The sequence below is a fragment of the Haliscomenobacter sp. genome (assembly GCF_965225875.1).
GTDB lineage: Bacteria > Bacteroidota > Bacteroidia > Chitinophagales > Saprospiraceae > Haliscomenobacter.
The window spans coordinates 37475-56916 of record NZ_CBDDBS010000003.1 but is presented as its reverse complement, the minus strand read 5'-3'; the positions used below and the strand labels follow the sequence as shown (position 1 = coordinate 56916).

The window sequence follows — 19442 nt, the reverse complement described above, 5'->3', positions numbered from 1 at the left end:
GTGGTAGGTCAAAGTCCAACTAACTTTGGTTTAGATCAAAGTCGGTGGACGCTAAAGGCATTGAGGGAAAAGATCGAGGCATTTAAGGACTACTCCCTGGGTGGAGTGTGGCAAGTACTCAAAAAAATTGGGGTTCGCCATTTACGAGCACGCCAATATGTACATAGCCCTGATCCAGCTTATCAGGCCAAAGTAGAGTACCTGCTACAGCAAATCCGAAGCCATAATCCTGGAGAGCAGGAAATTTATTTCTTGGATCAGCTCACCGTATATCTCCAGCCCACGATTGGCTATGACTGGAGTCCAGCTTCGCAAAAGCAACCCTTGTGTAGATTAGGTCATTATTCCAATAAAACGTTCAGAATCTGTGGCGCTTTAAATGGACTAACGGGCCAAACCCACTATTTGATTCGTCATAAAATCAAGGTACCCACCATCATTCAATTTTTTGAGGAACTCACCCTGAAGCATCCTCAAAAAACCATTTGGGTCATCCTGGATAATTGGCCGGTTCATTTTCACCCCGACGTCCTTGCTGCTTTAGCTCCTCAGCAATCTCCATTCCCCATAATTTTACCCAAATCATGGCAACATCTCAAGCCTAAAGCAAAGTTCAAGGGTAAAAATTTACCCGTTCAATTGTTGTTTTTGCCCACTTATGCTTCTTGGCTCAATCCCATTGAAAAAATGTGGCGATGGCTCAAGCAAGATCTTTTGCACAATCATCGCCTGGTCGATCAATGGGATGCATTGAAAATTAAAGTCGAACAATGGTTTGCACAACCTGGTCATCAAAACCAGCCTTTGCTTCAATATGTGGGCCTAAGGGCTTTACAGTCGCCTTTTTATCGCCCTTTCGCTGATGTTAGTTCCAATATGTCAAAGAACGCTTTTTAAAGAAAACTTCATAAGCCCAAAAGAGAGCGATTACCGTAATCCCCAGGCTGAAGCCTGGGGCTATTCAATCCCTTGCAGGCTGAAGCCTGGGGCTATTCAATCCCTTGCAGGCTGAAGCCTGGAGGTTTTAAATTGTCAGATCGGAACCTTGGAAATAAACCATCTTTTGTAGCTGCCAGCTTTTCTCAATTTTCGGCTCATTTAGGAACGCTTTATTTTAAAAACTTCATCAGCCTGGGGCTATTCAAACCCTCCGCGTCTGAAAAACAAAAATGTACAGTGGCATGCATGGCGAGAAGTACATTAAATCGGAATCAAATTTCGTTTTGAGCAAAAACTGGATATGCAATTTCGCCTCTTTTGTACTCATTTCCCGTCACGGGCAACATAAATCGACTAAAAGGTATTCATTCGTAGTTTCCACAAAAAACCAATTGGACCAGCTCTTCTCTCTAATTTCATGACTCATTTCCATTGCAGAAATAAAGGTTGTTGGCTCCAGAACTGAAGAAATTGGGCAACACGCGGCAACACTTAGGGTTTCTAATAATTCGAAGTCAACTGGATTATAACTCCCGCCAGACAGGTCAGCATTTAAATCTTTTCGATCAGCTAAAGCCTTTTTAATTGCATTAACCCAAAAATCAAGCGCACCATCAAATTGCCCTTTTTTTGCCCGCAGCGCATATGATCCATAACTATTTAAAGGGTCATAATTAAGGTAAAAAGGCTTGAGAACAAATGGTTTTTCAATAAAACTAGAGAAATCAAGTTTGGAAAAAGCTCTTTTTTCAAACAACCTGGAATAAGCGTTAAATCCATCTTCATTGAGCATTGTATAGTACCAATAACCACTTTCAACCCCAATTTTTGCACGAGTTAAATGCACATAAATCTGCCAGGCAATCGCACAGAGGTCTTCATGGCTTTCATGCGTACTTAATTCGACGTGAATAAATCTCTGGTGAAGATCTTGGGCAAAACAGAAGCCATAATTTTTGCCCCGATAAACAAAATTTGAGTCAGCGTCTATTCTACCACCTTCTATTTGTACCAAGGCCAATTTTAGCTGGCTAAGCAATGGGAAATCTTGGTCTTCAGCCAGGATGTATATTTTGTGCATCTTATAAATCTCTTGGTAAAAAATATTTCTGAAAAACAAAAAACAGCCCCCCTCCTACTCCATACATGCCCACATCCCAAACATCAGCTGTATAACGTTGAAAAAACAATGGAAGTACGTATTCAAAAACCAAACTTACATACAAGGTCGCAACCAAAATCATCGCCCCACTCAGGTACAAGCCCGCATCTGCTTTGAGCCAACGCATAAACAACACAGCACTGGAAAGCAATAGCGGCATACACAACAAATCGGCAAAATAATGGCTAAAAAACAAGGGCACAGGCACCTGGCCAAACTTCAAAACCAGGTGCACCACGTATAAAGCCAGCAAAAAGCGCAACAAGGGATAACGTCGCATCATATCTAGCCCATTACCCCGGTGCAAGTGCCACCAAGGCAATCATAGCCGTAACAACGATTAAAAAAATCCACCAGGCAGAGTTCAAGATGGTAAATTTCACCTTGTCGATCGGTGCGTCGGAGTCCTTCAATCGCTTCAGGTAATTGTTGAATTGGGTCAATGGGCGCTGCTTTTCTTCCTCGCGCAGTTTTTCACGCGCTTGTTCCATTTTCAGTTCGTGGCTGAGTAGCTCATTGCAGTTGCTGCAATAGTCCCGATCTTCATTCCAGGTCTGGCATGCGGGGCATTTGATCCTTCTGGACATGGCTATTTGTTTGGTTTTAGGTAAAAACAATCCGGCGAACAAAGGTACCCTTTCTCATCGCCTCTTGATATGTATTCAGACACTTTTTTGTGCCTCAAGTAGGCAAAAAGTCGCTGGTTTTATCATAGTGGCCAATCATAAAGTTTTAAGGTCAAATCATAAAAAATCACTAGTTTTGGCCGAGATCATATAATTTATCGCCAGCAAATAGTTATCTCTACAAAAGACCACCCCACCATTTTTGAAAACCAAATCACTCATCCATCATGCGCATTATCCTGAGCATTGGCTGCCTGTTGCTGGCTAGCGTACTTTTCGCCCAAAAAGCCCCCGAATTCCTTAGCGTCCACAATGCCCGCTGGGTGGATAGCACCCTTGCTACCATGAGCCTCGACCAAAAAATCGGTCAATTGTTCATGCCCCGCGGCAATACCAGCGGCAGGGGTTATGACCCTCAAAAGCTGATGAACTGGGTAAAGGAATACCACCTGGGTGGCATCGTATTTTTTGCCGGACAACCCAGCGTACAAGCCCGCATCACCAACGAGCTCCAGGCCGCCTCCAAAATCCCCATGTTGATCGGCGAGGACCTGGAATGGGGCCTGGCCATGCGTCTGGACAGCACCGTGCGTTTTCCTTACCAAATGACGCTGGGTGCCATGGAGTACAATGAAGCACTCGTTGAAGCCATGGGTCGCGAGATTGGCCGCCAGTGCAAACGGATGGGCGTCCACGTCAACTACGCCCCCGTAGTGGACATCAACAACAACCCCAACAACCCGGTCATCAATTTCCGCTCCTTTGGCGAAGACAAATACAATGTAACCCGCAAGGCCCTTGCCTACATGCGCGGCATGCAAAGCCAACGCATTTTGGCCAGCGCCAAACACTTCCCTGGTCACGGGGATACCGGAGTAGACTCCCACTACGACTTGCCCCTGATCAGCAAAAACAAACAACAATTGCAGGAGTTGGAGCTTTACCCCTACCGGGAACTGATCAACAATGGCCTTTCCGGCGTCATGACCGCCCACCTGAGCATTCCAGCGCTGGATTCCACCAAAAATCTGGCTTCTACCCTATCCTCCCGCATTGTGACGGACTTGCTGCGAAAAGACCTCGGCTTCCAGGGTCTGGTGTTCACCGATGCCATGGACATGCAGGGGGCAGTGAAGTATTACCCCAATGGGGAAGCGCTGGTGAAAGCGGTATTGGCCGGAAATGAGCTGATCGAGACTTTTGAAGATGTGCCCAATGCTTTTAGGGCCATCAAAAAAGCCATTGCTGATGGATTGTTGAAAGAGGCTGACCTGAACCAAAGGGTACGCCGCATTTTGATGGCCAAGTCCTGGGTTGGGCTCGACAAATACCGACCCATCCAGCTCAAAAACCTGATCCAGGACCTGAATACCATCGAATCTGATCTGTTGAACCGGCAAATGGCCGAAGCAGCCCTGACTTTGATCAAAAACCAAAACGAGGCCCTGCCCATCCGCGATTTGACCCAAAAAATTGCGGTGGTCTCCATCGACGCCAGCCAAACCACGGCTTTCCAAAAAATGGCAAGCAACTACACCAACGTCGACCATTTTTTGATCCCCATCAATGCGAACGATACCAGCATTTTAAACGTACAAAAAGCGACCCAAAACCACGATCTCCTGGTAATTGGGGTGCACCTGCAAAACATCCGCCCGGGGGCCAAGTACGGCATCACCGAGAGCAACCTTAAAGCCTTGAACGTTTTGTGCGGGAGTGGCAAGGGCATCGTTGTACTTTTTGGCAACCCTTATACTTTGGATAAAATCCCGGCATTGGACAACGCCAGGGCAGTGGTCATGGCTTACCAATTCACCAATTACCTGGAAGAAGCAGCGGCACAGGCAGTGTTTGGAGCCATCCCATTCAAGGGTAAATTGCCCGTGACGGTCAATGAAAAATTCCCCCTGGCCATGGGCCTTTCCAGCCAAGCCCTTGGGCGTTTGTCTTATGGCATCCCGGAAATGGTTGGGATCAGCAGCAAGGAATTGATTGGCCGGGTTGACTCAATCATCAACCTGGGGCTCCGCGAAAAAGCTTACCCCGGTGCAGTGGTGCAAATTGCCAAAGAAGGCCGGGTCATTTACCAGAAAAATTACGGCTTCCATACTTACGAAGACGCCACCAAAGCCCGTAGTACCATCACTCAGGGTATTAGTTTTCAGGCCAGCAACAAAAACGATGTGATGGACGAAAAGGTGCTGCTCAACAACAATACTGGTTCCGTCCTTTCCAATGGCAAAGGGGCCAGCAATGGGGAAGTGCAACTCAATGACCTTTACGACCTGGCCTCCGTCACCAAAATCAGTACCTCCGCTTTGGCCGTAATGGAGTTGATGAGTGCTGGCAAATTTGACCTGGACAAAACCTTTGCGGATTATTACCCTGAATTTGCCAACTCCAACAAGGCCAACTTGACCTTCCGCAATATGTTGACCCATCGGGCTGGGCTTCGTGCTTTTATTCCTTTTTGGACTTCCGACATTGATTCGGTGCAAACGGTCAAAAACAGCCAGGCTTACCGGGACAAATATGCGGCACAACTGCGCCTGAACTTTTTCCAACGCCTGTTTGGTGGCAAAAAGAAACTGGATCGAAAAATTCTTACCGCCATCCGGACGGACAAGGGCATGTGGAAAGAATGCTTCAATGCCTCCTCCAAAACCTGGAAACCAGGCATTTATTCCGAAACACACTCAGAGGAATACCCCATCCAACTCACCGAAAACCTCTACCTGCGCAAAGACTACGAGCAAAGCATTTTTGAGGCCATCAAAAAATCGCCCATCAAACCCGAACAGGGCTATGTGTACAGCGATTTGCACTACATGCTTTACCCCACCATGATGGGGCGGATTGCAGGTATGGAGTGGGAAAGCTTCCTGAAACAGACCTATCACGAAATTGGTGCCAATACCCTGACTTACAATCCGCTGCGTTTTTACGACAAAAGCCGCATTGCACCTACCGAGGTTGATTCCCTTTTCCGCAATACCCTCGTACATGGGCGCGTACACGATGAGGCTGCCGCACAGTTGAATGGGGTATCCGGGCATGCGGGTTTGTTCGGCTCTGCCAACGACTTGATGAAACTGATGCAACTGTACCTGCAAAAAGGGTATTACGGCGGTAAACAATTCATAAAGCCCGAAGTGGTGGATTCCTGCACTCGCTACCAGTTCCCGGAATTGAACAACCGCCGGGGCATTGCTTTTGACAAACTGGATTTGAATCCCAGCGTCAGCAATGGGCCACGTTTGGCATCACCTGATAGTTATGGGCATTCCGGTTTTACTGGGCCATTTACCTGGATCGACCCGAAGACACAAACGGTGTATGTGTTCTTGTGCAACCGGGTATATCCAACCCGGGACAATGGAAAGGTGAGTAGTTTGAACATTCGGACGGGAATCGGAGATGCGATTTACAAAAGCATTAAGTAATCCTAAGGTGACTCTAAGGTGCCTAAAGTTTCTGAGGTGGTTCAATAAAAGCTCTTGCGCGCAAGCGCGAAGAGCACATTTTTCTTCACCACCTCAGAAACCTTAGGCACTTGAGAAACACCTTAGGGTTGAACCTCCAGGATCACGCGTTGGTAGCGAATCAAGGCTGGGCTACCCCCATCTTTTCCTTCCACAATAATATGAATCGTATCTCCTTTTTTGGCAGTTGAAGGCACCACAACCGTAGCATTTCCCTTCTCTTGTTCAACAACATTGGCCCGATCCGGGCAGGTTCCAGCTTCCAGGTAATTCCAGAATTTGAATTGCACAGCATCTTTATCAGGGTCACTGGCCATGGCCTTCAATTTGATGCTTGCCCCAGGCTTGACCTTCAGGAAATTGCCTCCTTTGACACTGATTACTGGCGGATGATTGGCATCAGCATAAGATTTCACACACCAACCTGCTCTGGCGGCGAAATCCAGTTGTAGGGCATCAATCCAGCGGGTTTGCGGGAAAGCCGTATCGTCTTTTTGGGTAAATGGGTTAAAATCTTTGACATCATTGCCATCTTCCCAATGTTTGGGGTTATTTTTTGAAACCACCATTCGGCCTCCCCAGCCTCCATATTCAGGATGGTCCAGGTTCATCAAACCCACATCAATCAACTGGAAATAGGATGGCGAATCCCCCTCTGAGATAAAGTCGTATTGGGTCATCTTTTGTTTCGCCATTTCCTCCTGAGTACCTTGAATGTGGTCGGAGTCTGCTGCTATCCGTTTGCCGTCACCCCAGGAATAATAATTGGCAGTAAGGGGGCCGTGGTTGTGGATGATGTTTTTGTACATGAACTCACCACGCAAATAAGGCTGCAACTCAGCAGGTACCACCCGTGGCCAGGGGTAAGCCAGGCACCAGAACTGTTTAAAATTGTTGTACATGCGGATATCTGGCCAATTGGGCTTAATGTATTTTTGGTAGGTCCCATCCTGATCGAGGATGTTGTATAAAATGGCTTTTTGCGAAACCTTTTGATAAATCTCCGGCCAGTTGGCTTTGCCTTTGTTTTCTTCCTCGATGGATTTGAGCGCACGGGCAACTGTGTTGGCACCACCCCAGATTTGCAAGTAAATGGGTTGTGGGTTATTGTCGAGCAGGAGGTTTTTGATCCAATTGGATCCTTCGGTAGCTTCAGCCATATCCCCTTCAAAATTGATATTGCCAACTTTCACCAATTTTCGCAGTTCAGATGCTGAGGGATAACCTGCTGCATGTTTGGACAAATTGGGCTGCACTTTTTCGTAATCATCCAGGAATTTTTGAATCCAGTCGGTGCCCACCCAACGCAAATCGGTTCTTTCTCCGTAGAGTTTAGCAGTCATTTCCAGCTCGGAGGTAAACTTGGTGCCTTTGCCATCCCCTTTGTAATGCCATTGGGAACTGCTGTACACCAAGCCCTCCAGCTTAAATTCATTGGCATACAACAAGAGCCGGACGAATGAATCCATATCGTCTACTTCCCCATCGGTGGTTACTACGGTACGAACTTTGTTTGTGCTGGATTTGACTTGTGCAAATGCACGCTGATTTCCAAAAATCAAAAACAGTGCAATCAAAAGCCCCAATAATGTCTTCGTTTTCATTTTTGCCTGATATAGTTAAAAATATACCTTCACAAAACTATACAAAAGCAATTAATTTTCGCCGTGGCCCACAATGGGTACAACTTGAGCAAAAAGAAAAGATGACCGAGTGTACATCCTTAAAGCAATGGAATGTCCGGGTTCTTGAATGTTCAAGTTGATAGATAATAAAAAAGGGTCGCTAATCCCTAGCGACCCTCCTGAAACAAAACGATGAAACAACATTTAAACATTTATCAGTCAAAAGGTTACAATAAAAATCAAGATCATCAAAAGGAAAGTAATGGTCAACACCACTTCCGGGTTTATTTTTTGCAGCGCGACGCTGGGAGTCTTTTTCATAGCGGTTTGATTGAAGTTAAAAATAGGATTCATGGTACGTAAGTGCTGATCAAGGTCCGGCGATTGCTCACGTGGGTTTTTAAATCCGACAATGCATTGGTAAAAGAAGTGCTGCTGGTAAGATAGGTATAGCCACCCTGTTCGCCATTGGCACCTACTACAAAAGGAGAAATCAGGTTGTGGTATTTGTCAAACAGGGCATTCATGGCACTTTCCGTAAAGACGTTGTCTTTGAATGATTTAAGGTAAATTTTGTAGGTGGCCATGTAGGTCGCATCTTCAGCAACGAATTTCAACAATGGCCAGGTACTACCGACCTCGCTCATGCTCAAAGACACGGCATTTCGTCCCATTCCATTGGTGGTCCCGGAAGAACCCGAAATCCCCGGACTGCCCGTCAAAGCTTCGTTGTGATCCCAGGGAATCCAGCAAAGTTTTTTTGTCGTGTGGTTGTACAAATAGTAGTTGTGCGCGATAGCTCCGTAAGCATCCCAATTGACAATGGCATTGTTTACGGCAAGGAATTTCAGGTATTGGTCCACATTAAAGGTTTGTTCCAAGGCACTCCGCCATTGCGCGGGGTTGCTGGTACGCAAACCGTTGTTTAAGGCAGAAATGAAGGCCTGCACATCGGAATAGTCTGGAGTTTCTTCGTTGTTCTTCTTTTCAAATTCCGACTGGATAAAAGTAGCCAAACGGGATTCCGGCTTGTACACGTTCCCTTTTTCCTCGCCGTATTGGCTTTTGACCATGTTGTCTTCGGGAATTTCCACCGCAGTATACACCCCACAATATTTCAAACCCGCGCCAAAGTCGATGTAGACCCGGTAAAAAGCGGTCTGAGCCGCAGGTACCCCTGCCAAACGAAAGATATCCGCCGCTACTTTTTCCCGAATCAGGGATTGATCCTTGGCTCCTGGCGAAAAAGTAAGCTCTTCAAAGCCGTAAAAATGTTGGTTTTTGATGCCCGGGTAGGCGTCTTCGAATTTATCAAAATTCAACCTGAAGGGTAATTTGTAGTTGCCTTGTCCCCAAGCCTGGTTCAGGGTAGAATTGCCTTTCAGGCGGAAACCGACGTTTTTCCATGTCTTGTTGTTGAATTTCAGGGTTGCATCCACATATTCCGATTCGCTATTCACCATGCCTCCGCCCGCATTGGCCCTAGCACCGAAGTCGAAGCCGTAAATCGCTTTCATGTTGTTGCGGATGGCCGTCCACTTATCGGTCCCGAGGGTGATTTCAATTTGGTTGACGGAGGATTGGGGAAAAGCGGTGGCATAATCGGGTGTAACATTTCCGTGGGTCAGCTCCGTCCAATCAGCGTTGTAGGATTGTGGGTTTACTTCGACGACATCAGGATCGGGGTTGTCAATGGCTGCGTCTTTGGAACAGGAGTTCAGAAAGAGTATGCCGAAAAAGAGGGCTGTTGCAAATGCTGAGTACTTCATAGGTTGCGAGCTTGAGATGGTATACGAATGATTTTATAGATAAGCCGGGGTGCCGGGTATTGTACTCAGTTGGTGTTAAAAAATTGAAAAATCGAAAGACTTGGGTGTTTTTATTTCCTGCCTGTGATTTTTTCCTCTCCACTGCGAATAATCTATAAAAGCATTTCACACAAATCATTCGCAGCATGTACACACCGAAGTTTTTTCTAAGCATCTTTATCCTGCTACTGGATGTGTTGAGCAATGTGCAACCACAAAACCTGCTCAATTTTTACAAAAATTATCCAGGGCTCATCCAGGATGAAATACAGCAATTGATTCGAGTCATCTACTGTCAGCTGTTGTGTAAAGCGATTGCGTTATGTCTGGAATAGGAAACAGTGCGGCTTTTCAGGAACTCATCGAACAACACCGGGGCATTTTGTACAAGGTAGCCCGAGCTTATTGCTCTTTGGAGGAAGAACGACAAGACCTGATCCAGGAAATGATGATCCAGATTTGGCAGGCTTTGCCGCGTTACAACGCGCAGTACAAAAGTTCGACCTGGATTTACCGCATTGCCCTCAATGTAGCCATTTCTTACTACCGCAAAACAACCACGCAGCAACGCCGACAACAAGCACTCGATGCAAAAGCACTACAGGGAGTAGAGGCAGATTCCAGCGAAAAAGAACGACAGTTTCGCCTCCTCGAGCAATTCATCAGCGAATTAAAAGAGCTGGATCGAGCGCTCATGGTGCTCTACCTTGAAGATCGCAACCATGCGGAAATCGCGGAAATTTTAGGCATTTCCATCAGCAATGTAGCCACTAAAGTTGGCCGCATTAAAGACAAACTCAAACAACGTTTTTCACAACATCAAAATCAATCCAATGGAAGATAAAGATTTAAAAGCCCTCTGGCAACGCTTTGAAGAAAAACTGGACGAAAGCCTCGTGCTGCAGCGCAAAAATGCCGAAGCCATCAGTCAGCTCAAAATAAAGTCAACGCTGGCTTCGATGCGCCCCTCCAAAATTTTCACCATTGTGATAGGGATACTTTGGGTGGTATTTGTGGATTCATTGATCATTGGTTTGTGGCCATACGCTACCTGGTTTTTCCTGATTTCGGCTTTGATTCAGGTAATTTTGACCAAGTTAGCCATTGGCATTTACCTCTACCAACTAATCCTGATTGGGCAAATGGACATTAGCGGCTCAGTATTGGAAATCCAGGAAAAGATTGCTGCCCTAAAAGCTTCCACCTTGTGGTGCGCTCGCCTGATGTTTTTACAATTTCCCGTTTGGACTACCTTTTTTGTGCACCCCAATATGCTCCAACCTGGCCCCGGCTTGTTTGTACAAATCGTTATCACGGCCAGCTTCAGTTTTTTGGCCTTTTGGCTCTTTTTCAACATCAAGTACGAAAATCGCGACAAAAAATGGTTTCGCCTCATTTTTGAAGGCCGAGAATGGACGCCAGTGCTGAAGGCAATGGAATTATTGGCTGAAATTCGTGGATTTCGACGTGAAGAGCTTGAGGAGGAATATGTTTAAGGACAATACCTATTTCTTTGAAACACCATTAATCCACTCAATCGCAAACTGATGCACCTCATCAATGCGATCGATCCTTTTGATGTTGCCGTCAACATCGTTTTCTTCCTGAAAAAAGTGATTGCACCTGGGGTACACTTTATAGGTAAGGTTGTTTTTGCCTTGCCTTAAAAATTCCAGTTTGGCATAGTCCATCCCGAGAATGGTTTGGTTGTTGTCCTTTCCTCCGGCAACATACAAGATGGGAATATCCAGTTTTAACATGTTTTCTAGTGGGGTGGTTTTGCTAAAACTGCTCCACTTTAAATAGGTTGCACCGTACCAGGATTGATCAATGGCCTGAGGGTTCTGGTAAATTTTTGCGTATTCCCGGTACAAAGAATCTACAATAGCCTGGCTTTCTTCAGGAGAGATTTGTTGTCGTTCGGCTTTTAATCTTGCTTCCAGAATAAAATCGAAAAGATGATTTAAAGCATTGCCCACCAAAGACACTACATGGGTTACTTTTTTGTTCAACACTGCGACTTTGGGTGCCACTTGAGCACCTTCGGAGTAGCCCATCACGATGATTTTATCGACATCAATGGGTAGTTTTTTGAGCAAATAATCAATAGCCTCAGAGGCCGCTTCCGCCCGCCAATCCAAGCTGTAGAGGGTTTTGTACAGCTCGCTTTCTGGGTAATAAGCCCGACCAGAGGTGGTATAACGCAAACTGTCCTTGAAGGGAGTGCCCGGTTTGCTGATCAATGCAACATAATAATCTTTGGAATAACGTCGAACATCAAGGGGCACCGAAGTGGAGAAACGCCCAGCTTTATTTTGGTAAAAAATGGGATAAGTGCCCGAGCCGTCCAGATAAAGGATGAGTGGTCTTTTTTTGGCTGAACTGGATTTGGTTACGTGAATTTCAAAGGTTTTAAGTTTTGGGTGGGTCAGGGTATGGTGTTGGAATAGCGTGTCCCGGTAGCTTTGAGCTTGCGCCAAAATACTGCACAACACAAATAGAGTAAAGGTAATGTATGGTTTCATGGTCTTGGATTCAGACCCTTAAGGACAAAGCGATATGCAATGGGTTGCACTGTTCAGCTCCTTTACAAGGAACATCAATAAAATTTTTCAAAAACAAAACAACAAAATTTATTTTATAAACAGCAAATTTTCAGCAACTTATCTTTTTTCAAATTTTCATCTCAAAAAAAAACCACCTATATCCAATCCGATTTTCCACCCACCTCGTAATTACTCTCGAACCTTTGCACCAACAACCAACACCACCATGAAACTATCATTACTTCCAACCTCTTTTGTTTTTGTGTTTAAACTGGCAGCTTACAACAGATCCATTGAAGGCGGTTAAAATCTTAACAGCCTCTGGCTTACCACTTTTCACTTAATTACCTCCCATCCTTCGATTTAGCATTCTCACCAGGGCACATGCACGACATGTTGCTACTAGCCAATGCTTTGTCCAGGAAAATCGCAACTGAGTTTTTTCATTTAATCATAACCTATTATGCGACGTTATTCCATTTTATCACTACTATTCGTTTTGGCGTCGTGGTTCGCGCAGGCTTCCAGCCACCGCGAAGCACCATTGATCGCCAACGATCCGCTGGCGGATAACACGGATGTGTACGCTTTCCGTAGCCCGGACAAGCCTAACACCATCACCATTATCGCCAACTACATTCCTGCGGAATTGCCTCACGGTGGTCCCAACTACAACACCTTTGGGGAAAATATCCGCTACGAGATCCACATCGATAACGACGCCTCAAAACCCGGCGACGAGCTCGTGTACCGCTTTACCTTCAAGCGTGTGAATGAAGACCCTACCACCTTCTTCAACATTCGTTTGGGTAAACAAAACCTCAAAACTACCTACACGCTGGAGCGCAGCATCGATGGTGGCAAATCTTTCCAGGTTGTGTTGAGCAACGGCTATGTGCCACCCGCCAACATCGGCCCTCGTTCAATTGGTGGCGCTGCGGGCTTGAACACTACTTATGCTGCACTGATGCAGAAAGCAGTAATGACCAGCAGCTCCGGCGAAACCGTGTTCTGTGGCCCCGTTGACGATCCTTTCTTTGTGGATTTGGGCGGAGTATTTGATCTTGGCAACTTGCCACGTCAAGGTGGTCAAAAAATCCGTGACGGTGTAGGCATGACCAACGTACACAGCATTGCCATTCAGGTTCCGATTGCTACTTTGCTAAAGGCAGGTGCTCCTGCCGAGCCTCGCAACATCCTGGATGCAGACTATGTAATTGGTGTTTGGGCTTCGGCAAGCCGCCGCACCATGCGCACCCTGAAAGCAGATGGCTCTGCCCCTGCTGAGGATGGAGAATGGATTCAGGTATCTCGTTTGGGTATGCCACTGACCAACGAAGCAGTAATTCCAATCGGAATGAAAGACTACTGGAACTCTTTGACTCCGTACGAAGAATTGGCTGATGTAACCCTGGATGAGTCTTTCTACAATCCAGAATTGGCCCTGTACATGGACGATTCCCGTTTTGGTGGTGCAGTTCCTGCCTTCAAAAAACTGCGCATTCAACGCAAATCATTGGGCGCATTTGACTTCGGTTATGGCCGCGACGGTCTTTACGGCCTGAAAGGTAATGCAGCACTCGCTGGTACCGCTCTGGACGATGCAGTGTTTGGCACCTTGTTGTTGCCTGGCCCAGGTAAGGCTCGTTCTGTTGACCTTTGGCCAATTTTCCATACAGGTGCACCCAACATGCCACCTTACCAATTGGCTACCGGCAAAAACGGCAACCCATTGGCAGTTGGCAAACCATTCATCCACAACTTCCTGCCTAATGGTGGTGATATGTTGCGCTTGAACATGGCAGTGCCAGTCACCAGCCGCAACAGTGCAGATTTCAGTCCACTTGGTTTGGTACAAGCCGCAGTATTGGGTCTGACGGATCCTACTTACGCTGGCAATGCCAACCTGCAATTCATCCCCAACATGGATGGCTTCCCTAATGGTCGTCGCCTGGAGGATGATGTAACCCGTATCGAATTGCAAGCAGTTTCTGGTATCGTTCTGGCCGCAGTGGGTCTGTGGTACGATGACTTCAAAACTGGCGGCAGCCCAGTAACCAAACAATTGTTGGACGTCTTGACCTACAGCACTGGTGTAGAGCAAAACGACAAAGCCTTCCAGGCAAGCTTCCCTTACGTGGCGGCTCCTTGGGCAGGCACTGAAACGAACTAGGTTTGAGTGTGGGTGTGTTGGACTTTCATTCCTGCACAATCCCCGCCAACCCACGGATTTATCCGTGGGAGGCTACAACCAAGCCCTACCCCACGAATTTATTCGTGGGACGTCCCATGGAAGATTCGTGGGACTATATATCATCATCAAGCTACAACCTTGTAGCACAAAGCACAAACATGAAAAACTTTTTTAAAACCATACTCTGTCTAAGTCTGTTGGCCATCAGCGCCTCGCTGTTTGCCTCCAGTCACCGGGAAGCACCGCTGATTGCGGACGACCCCTTGGCGGACAACACCGATTTGTACGCCTTCCGCAGCCCGGATGAACCTGGCATGATCACCATCATCGCCAACTTCATTCCCTTCCAATTGCCACAAGGTGGACCGAACTATTACAACTTTGGTGAAAACATCCGCTACGAGATCCACATCGACAACGATGCCTCCAAACCTGGCGATGAAATCACCTTCCGCTTTACGTTCAAACTGGTGAATGAAGATCCTACTACTTTCTTCAACATCCGCTTGGGCAAACAAAACCTGAAAGCCACTTACACCCTCGAACGCAGCATCGATGGAGGTAAAAGTTTCCAGATGGTGATCAGAAATGGGATCGTACCCCCTACCAATGTGGGAACCCGTTCGATTACCAGTGGCGTAGGTTTGGATACCCGTTATGCCGATTTGGTAAAAAACTCCATCACCACTTCTTCTACTGGTGAAAAGGTATTTTGCGGCCCAGCCGATGATCCTTTCTTTGTAGACCTGGGTGGTATTTTTGACCTGGGTGATTCACCTCGTCAAAGTGGCAAGGCCCGCGATGGCGTCAAGTGTTTGAATGTAAGCACCATTGCCATTCAAGTACCGATTCGCACCTTGTTGAAAAAGGGAGCATTCTATTTACCCAAGAGCATTTTGGACCCAGATTACGTGATTGGGGTATGGGCTTCTTCCAGCCGTCGTGCCATCCGTACTTTGTCCAAAGGAAAAGAAACCCACTCTGGCGATTGGGTTCAGGTATCTCGCCTAGGTATGCCCTTGACCAACGAAGCGGTAATTCCAATTGGCTACAAAGACTATTGGAATGCACTCAGTCCTTACGCTGAAATCAGCGACACCATTTTGGACAATTTCTTCTACAACCCAGAATTGGCCTTGTACATGGACGATTCTCAGTTCGGTACTGCTGTACCAGCTTTCAAGCAGTTGCGTATTCAACGCAAGTCATTGGGTTCATTTGACTTCGGTTATGGAAAAGATGGCTTGTATCCACTTAAAGGGAATCCTGCGCTGAATGGAACAGCGCTTGATGATAAGGTGTTTGGTACATTATTGCTTCCTGGCCCAGGGAAGGCTCGCTCTGTAGATCTTTGGCCGATCTTCCACACGGGTGCCCCAAACCTTCCCCCTTACCAATTGGCAACGGGCAAAGGTGGAAATCCCCTGGCGCCAGGTAAGCCTTTCATCCACAACTTCCTCCCCAACGGTGGCGACATGTTGCGTTTGAACATGGCCGTTCCTGCTACCCGCCGTAGCGATCCTAACTTCAGCTCACTGGGCTTGGTTCAAGCCGCAGTGATGGGTTTGACGCATCCAAAATACAAAGGCAACCGCAGCTTGGAGTTCATCCCGAATATGGATGGTTTCCCGAATGGTCGCCGCTTAGAGGATGACGTTACCCGGATTGAGTTACAAGCAGTAGCTGGTGTGGTTTTGGCTGCCGTTGGGTTGTGGTATGACGATTTTGATGGTAAAAATCCAGTCAGTACGGATTTGATCGATGTATTGTCTTACACCACCGGGGTAGAAAAAAATGATGCAAAATTTGGACTAAGCTTCCCATATGTAGCATTACCATGGGCTGGTGACGGCAAATGTGGTGGTGTAGAGGTGAGCAGCCCAGCGACGGCAGCCATTGCAAGTGCAGCAGCAGAAAGTAGCTTGTTGAAAGCCCCAAAAGTTGTTGCAGCGGTTTATCCAAACCCAGTACGGGACGAGATCAACTTCAATGTACGGTCTCAGGGTGAGAACCAAATTCAAATCGATCTGTACGACTTGAATGGCCGCAAACTGAACAGCATCATCTCCACTACGGTATTCGAAGGCGAAAACGCCATTCAGGCGAAACTTCCGGTAGGCCTGGCCAAAGGCAACTACTTCGCACGGATCATCGACAAGAATGGTGCCGTATTGCAGAATGTGAAAATAGTAAAAGTCAACTAAACGTAGTTGAGGAGTTGAGAGGTTGAGAAGTTGAGGTCGCCACTGTCAAAATCGCTGCGGTAGCCTCAACTTCTCAACTTCTCAACTCCTCAACTCCTCAACAAAATAGCCATGCACCGCATTTCCATCCTTATCCTTATCCTTGCTTTCACTTTTGCTTGTGCCAAGAAGCAAACTGAGTCAGCTACCCTGACGGTCAAAGACATTCCATTGCTGCTTGACCGCAACGAAGCCATCCAAAACGGCCAGGAATGGTCGGACGTCCAAAGTTATTACGGTACTTCACGCCAGGCGCTCCTGGATAATCCCAAAGACTACGAAGCAGCCCTCAAACTGGTTTACGTATTTGTCAACGAAGCCCGTATCACCGGCGAGCACGGACATTACTACCCGGCTGCACTGAAAATGAGTGATTACATTTTACAAAAACCAGAACTGGAAAAAGACCTCCAATTTCGTGCTCTGGCCGCCAAAGCGGGTGTACAATTATCCCTGCACGACTTCAAAAATGCCCTCAAAACCGGCACCGAAGCCATGAACCTTAATCCCTACAACGCCCAGAATTATGGGGTATTGGTGGATGCCAACGTTGAATTGGGCAATTATGATGAAGCCGTCAAGATGGCGGATAAAATGGTTTCAATTCGCCCTGACCTGCGTTCTTATGCCCGGGTTTCCTACCTGCGTGAAATTCACGGAGATGTAGATGGTGCCATTGAAGCCATGAAAATGGCGGTAGAGGCAGGTTTTCCGGGACAGGAACAAACCTGTTGGGCCAGACTTACCCTAGGCAATTTGTACAAACAGTACGGCAACCTAGATGCAGCGGAAGGAGAATACAACACCATTTTAAAAGAACGCCCTAAATATCCATTTGCAGTTGCTGCGCTGGCTGAAATTGCCGTGGAACGCAAGAAATACGGAGAAGCTGAAAAACTGTTTAAAGATGCGGCCAACATCATCCCTGAAGTAGGCTTTTATGAAGAACTCGCCAGGTTGTACAAAGCTCAAGGCAATGATGAAGCTTGTAAAAAAACCCTGAATGAAATCTGGCCCATGCTCGCTGATGACGAAGCCCATGGCCACAACATGAACCTGGAATATGCCAGCATTTATGCCGACATCGTTGGCGATTTGAATAAAGCGCTGAAATATGCACTAAAAGAATACGAAATCCGCCCCGAGAACATAGACGTTAACCGCAAATTGGCACTGATCTATCAGGATATGGGCAATAGCTCCAAAGCCTTGGAACACATGACCAAAGCGGCCAAAACCAATTCCAAACACCCAGAATTGAAACAACTGGCTATAAAAGGATAGAGTACATTTTTTTTTTGAGCTATACCAGGCAGTTGAGCAGTTTTCGCTCAACTGCTTTTTTTTTATTGTTACATTTGGCCCATTGGGGCGATAAAAAAGTAAGTATTCATTTTGCCCCGCTACTATGGATGTAATACCCAGGCAAATGGAATTGAACGATCTTGATTTTTTATTGGAAGCCGTAAAAGCTTCACCCGACAACCTGCCATTGCGTAAACTACTGGCTTCGGCGCTATTGAAAAACCGCCGTTTTGAAGAAGCCGAAGTAGAGTACAAAGCAGCCTTGCGCATGGCACCGGAAGATTTGAACCTACAAATGGGTCTGTCTACTGCTTTTTTGGAGCAGGGTAAAACCGCCATGGCGATGGTCATCATGGAAGATATCTTGTCGCATGATACGCCACCACCGCAGGCCTGGATCATTCAGGCGCGCCTGTTGTTGAAGGCTGGCCAAGCCCAACAAGCTCAAGAGGCCTACGACAATGCCATCACGCTCGATCCCAATCTGGCCGATGCCTATCTGAACAGCGAAATCAATCAAAAACTCGACCAAACACCCGAGCCAAGCAAAGTACGCCTGGGCGGATTTGGCGAAGAAGAAGGAGAAGAAGAACGCATCCTAGAATTTGAGCGACCTAAGGTGAGTTTCAACGATGTAGGAGGCATGGAAAAAGTAAAGGAGGAAATTCGGATGAAAATCATCCACCCCCTGGAACATCCCGAAATCTACAAGGCTTATGGGAAAAAAATCGGTGGTGGAATCCTGCTTTATGGCCCTCCCGGTTGCGGCAAAACTCATTTAGCCCGGGCTACGGCAGGCCAAATCAAGAGCAATTTTATGGCGGTGGGCATCAACGAAATCCTGGACATGTGGCTGGGACAGAGTGAAAAAAACCTGCATGCCATCTTCCAAAAAGCCCGGCAAATCAAGCCTTGTGTGCTGTTTTTTGACGAAGTTGACGCACTGGGTGCCAATCGCAGCGACATGCGCATGAGCGCAGGACGGCACCTGATCAACCAATTCCTCAACGAACTTGATGGCATTGAGCAGTCCAACGATGGGGTTTTGATCCTGGCCGCCACCAATGCCCCCTGGCACCTCGATCCCGCCTTCCGCCGCCCCGGTCGTTTTGACCGCATCATTTTTGTACCCCCGCCAGATGAAGCCGGCCGGGCAGCCATTTTGGAAATTCACTTGCGCGACAAACCGGTTTCGAACATTGATTTCGCCAAAATCGCCCAAAAAACCAACGGCTTTTCAGGTGCCGACCTCGAAGCAGTGATCGATATTGCCATTGAAAACAAGCTGGAGGAAAGTATGCGCAAAGGGGTTCCGCTTCCACTTGACACTGCTGACTTGCTCAAGGCATTGAATCAACACCGGGCAACGACCAGCGAATGGTTCAGCACCGCCAAAAACTACGCCCTGTTTTCAAATGAAAGCGGGCAGTATGATGAAATTTTGAAGTACTTGAATGTAAAAAAATAATTGAGGAGTTGAGAGGTTGAGGAGTTGAGGCTACCGCAAGAATG

General features: G+C 46.9%; 15 protein-coding genes. 9 read left to right on the top strand and 6 right to left on the bottom strand.

The window, feature by feature from the left end; all coding sequences use genetic code 11:
* Positions 1 to 897 (top strand): IS630 family transposase, encoded by an 897-nt coding sequence (locus tag ACO08K_RS20710; RefSeq protein ID WP_421798283.1) that lies wholly within the window; start codon positions 1 to 3, stop codon positions 895 to 897.
* A gap of 376 nt (positions 898 to 1273) precedes the next feature.
* Here the strand turns inward: ACO08K_RS20710 and ACO08K_RS20705 are convergent, their stop codons facing one another.
* The 3 genes from ACO08K_RS20705 to ACO08K_RS20695 are packed head-to-tail and all read right to left on the bottom strand — an operon-like array spanning position 1274 to position 2688.
* On the bottom strand, positions 1274 to 2020 hold the full coding sequence (locus ACO08K_RS20705) for a hypothetical protein (RefSeq protein WP_421798375.1): 747 nt from the start codon (positions 2018 to 2020) through the stop codon (positions 1274 to 1276).
* Between the two features lies 1 nt (position 2021).
* A complete protein-coding gene (locus tag ACO08K_RS20700; RefSeq protein WP_421798374.1) occupies positions 2022 to 2384 on the bottom strand; it encodes a hypothetical protein in 363 nt (120 codons plus the stop codon).
* 10 nt (positions 2385 to 2394) lie between these two features.
* The gene (locus ACO08K_RS20695) at positions 2395 to 2688 is read right to left on the bottom strand and encodes a hypothetical protein (protein WP_421798373.1); all 294 of its coding nucleotides are present in this window, start codon (positions 2686 to 2688) and stop codon (positions 2395 to 2397) included.
* A 266-nt stretch (positions 2689 to 2954) separates the two neighbouring features.
* Between ACO08K_RS20695 and ACO08K_RS20690 the strand changes: the two genes are divergently transcribed.
* Positions 2955 to 6170, top strand: a complete 3216-nt coding sequence (locus tag ACO08K_RS20690; RefSeq protein ID WP_421798372.1) for a glycoside hydrolase family 3 N-terminal domain-containing protein — start codon at positions 2955 to 2957, stop codon at positions 6168 to 6170.
* Between the two features lie 122 nt (positions 6171 to 6292).
* Here ACO08K_RS20690 and ACO08K_RS20685 read toward each other — a convergent pair whose 3' ends face one another.
* Positions 6293 to 7813 (bottom strand): DUF1593 domain-containing protein, encoded by a 1521-nt coding sequence (locus tag ACO08K_RS20685; RefSeq protein WP_421798371.1) that lies wholly within the window; start codon positions 7811 to 7813, stop codon positions 6293 to 6295.
* A gap of 371 nt (positions 7814 to 8184) precedes the next feature.
* Positions 8185 to 9603, bottom strand: a complete 1419-nt coding sequence (locus ACO08K_RS20680) for a CotH kinase family protein (protein ID WP_421798370.1) — start codon at positions 9601 to 9603, stop codon at positions 8185 to 8187.
* Between the two features lie 185 nt (positions 9604 to 9788).
* Between ACO08K_RS20680 and ACO08K_RS20675 the strand changes: the two genes are divergently transcribed.
* From ACO08K_RS20675 to ACO08K_RS20665, 3 genes are read left to right on the top strand one after another with little or no spacing between them, the layout of a single operon-like run.
* Positions 9789 to 9977: a hypothetical protein gene (locus ACO08K_RS20675; protein ID WP_421798369.1), complete on the top strand. Its 189-nt coding sequence runs from the start codon at positions 9789 to 9791 to the stop codon at positions 9975 to 9977.
* Positions 9965 to 10486 (top strand): RNA polymerase sigma factor, encoded by a 522-nt coding sequence (locus ACO08K_RS20670; RefSeq protein WP_421798368.1) that lies wholly within the window; start codon positions 9965 to 9967, stop codon positions 10484 to 10486. The genes ACO08K_RS20675 and ACO08K_RS20670 overlap by 13 nt, the downstream gene beginning before the upstream one ends.
* A complete protein-coding gene (locus tag ACO08K_RS20665) occupies positions 10476 to 11138 on the top strand; it encodes a hypothetical protein (RefSeq protein WP_421798367.1) in 663 nt (220 codons plus the stop codon). Before ACO08K_RS20670 ends, ACO08K_RS20665 begins: the two co-directional genes overlap by 11 nt.
* Positions 11139 to 11147: 9 nt before the next feature.
* Here the strand turns inward: ACO08K_RS20665 and ACO08K_RS20660 are convergent, their stop codons facing one another.
* The gene (locus ACO08K_RS20660) at positions 11148 to 12167 is read right to left on the bottom strand and encodes an acyl-CoA thioester hydrolase/BAAT C-terminal domain-containing protein (protein ID WP_421798366.1); all 1020 of its coding nucleotides are present in this window, start codon (positions 12165 to 12167) and stop codon (positions 11148 to 11150) included.
* A gap of 484 nt (positions 12168 to 12651) precedes the next feature.
* Here ACO08K_RS20660 and ACO08K_RS20655 point away from each other — a divergent pair, with 484 nt between their 5' ends.
* From ACO08K_RS20655 to ACO08K_RS20640, 4 genes are all read left to right on the top strand, one after another.
* A complete protein-coding gene (locus ACO08K_RS20655; protein ID WP_421798365.1) occupies positions 12652 to 14361 on the top strand; it encodes a DUF4331 domain-containing protein in 1710 nt (569 codons plus the stop codon).
* A 179-nt stretch (positions 14362 to 14540) separates the two neighbouring features.
* On the top strand, positions 14541 to 16586 hold the full coding sequence (locus tag ACO08K_RS20650; protein ID WP_421798364.1) for a DUF4331 family protein: 2046 nt from the start codon (positions 14541 to 14543) through the stop codon (positions 16584 to 16586).
* Between the two features lie 111 nt (positions 16587 to 16697).
* Entirely contained in the window at positions 16698 to 17909 is a 1212-nt protein-coding gene (locus tag ACO08K_RS20645) for a tetratricopeptide repeat protein (RefSeq protein ID WP_421798363.1), read from the top strand.
* Between the two features lie 145 nt (positions 17910 to 18054).
* Positions 18055 to 19398 carry an AAA family ATPase gene (locus tag ACO08K_RS20640; RefSeq protein ID WP_421798362.1) on the top strand — a complete coding sequence of 448 codons (1344 nt, stop codon included), beginning with the start codon at positions 18055 to 18057 and terminating at the stop codon, positions 19396 to 19398.
* Positions 19399 to 19442 lie beyond the last annotated feature (44 nt).

Coding starts and splice junctions, on each gene's coding strand:
- ACO08K_RS20655 (WP_421798365.1), top strand. CDS start 12,652: ATGCGACGTTATTCCATTTTATCACTACTATTCGTTTTGGCGTCGTGG.
- ACO08K_RS20670 (WP_421798368.1), top strand. CDS start 9,965: ATGTCTGGAATAGGAAACAGTGCGGCTTTTCAGGAACTCATCGAACAA.
- ACO08K_RS20645 (WP_421798363.1), top strand. CDS start 16,698: ATGCACCGCATTTCCATCCTTATCCTTATCCTTGCTTTCACTTTTGCT.
- ACO08K_RS20640 (WP_421798362.1), top strand. CDS start 18,055: ATGGAATTGAACGATCTTGATTTTTTATTGGAAGCCGTAAAAGCTTCA.
- ACO08K_RS20700 (WP_421798374.1), bottom strand. CDS start 2,384: ATGATGCGACGTTATCCCTTGTTGCGCTTTTTGCTGGCTTTATACGTG.
- ACO08K_RS20705 (WP_421798375.1), bottom strand. CDS start 2,020: ATGCACAAAATATACATCCTGGCTGAAGACCAAGATTTCCCATTGCTT.
- ACO08K_RS20665 (WP_421798367.1), top strand. CDS start 10,476: ATGGAAGATAAAGATTTAAAAGCCCTCTGGCAACGCTTTGAAGAAAAA.
- ACO08K_RS20695 (WP_421798373.1), bottom strand. CDS start 2,688: ATGTCCAGAAGGATCAAATGCCCCGCATGCCAGACCTGGAATGAAGAT.
- ACO08K_RS20650 (WP_421798364.1), top strand. CDS start 14,541: ATGAAAAACTTTTTTAAAACCATACTCTGTCTAAGTCTGTTGGCCATC.
- ACO08K_RS20660 (WP_421798366.1), bottom strand. CDS start 12,167: ATGAAACCATACATTACCTTTACTCTATTTGTGTTGTGCAGTATTTTG.
- ACO08K_RS20685 (WP_421798371.1), bottom strand. CDS start 7,813: ATGAAAACGAAGACATTATTGGGGCTTTTGATTGCACTGTTTTTGATT.
- ACO08K_RS20680 (WP_421798370.1), bottom strand. CDS start 9,603: ATGAAGTACTCAGCATTTGCAACAGCCCTCTTTTTCGGCATACTCTTT.
- ACO08K_RS20675 (WP_421798369.1), top strand. CDS start 9,789: ATGTACACACCGAAGTTTTTTCTAAGCATCTTTATCCTGCTACTGGAT.
- ACO08K_RS20690 (WP_421798372.1), top strand. CDS start 2,955: ATGCGCATTATCCTGAGCATTGGCTGCCTGTTGCTGGCTAGCGTACTT.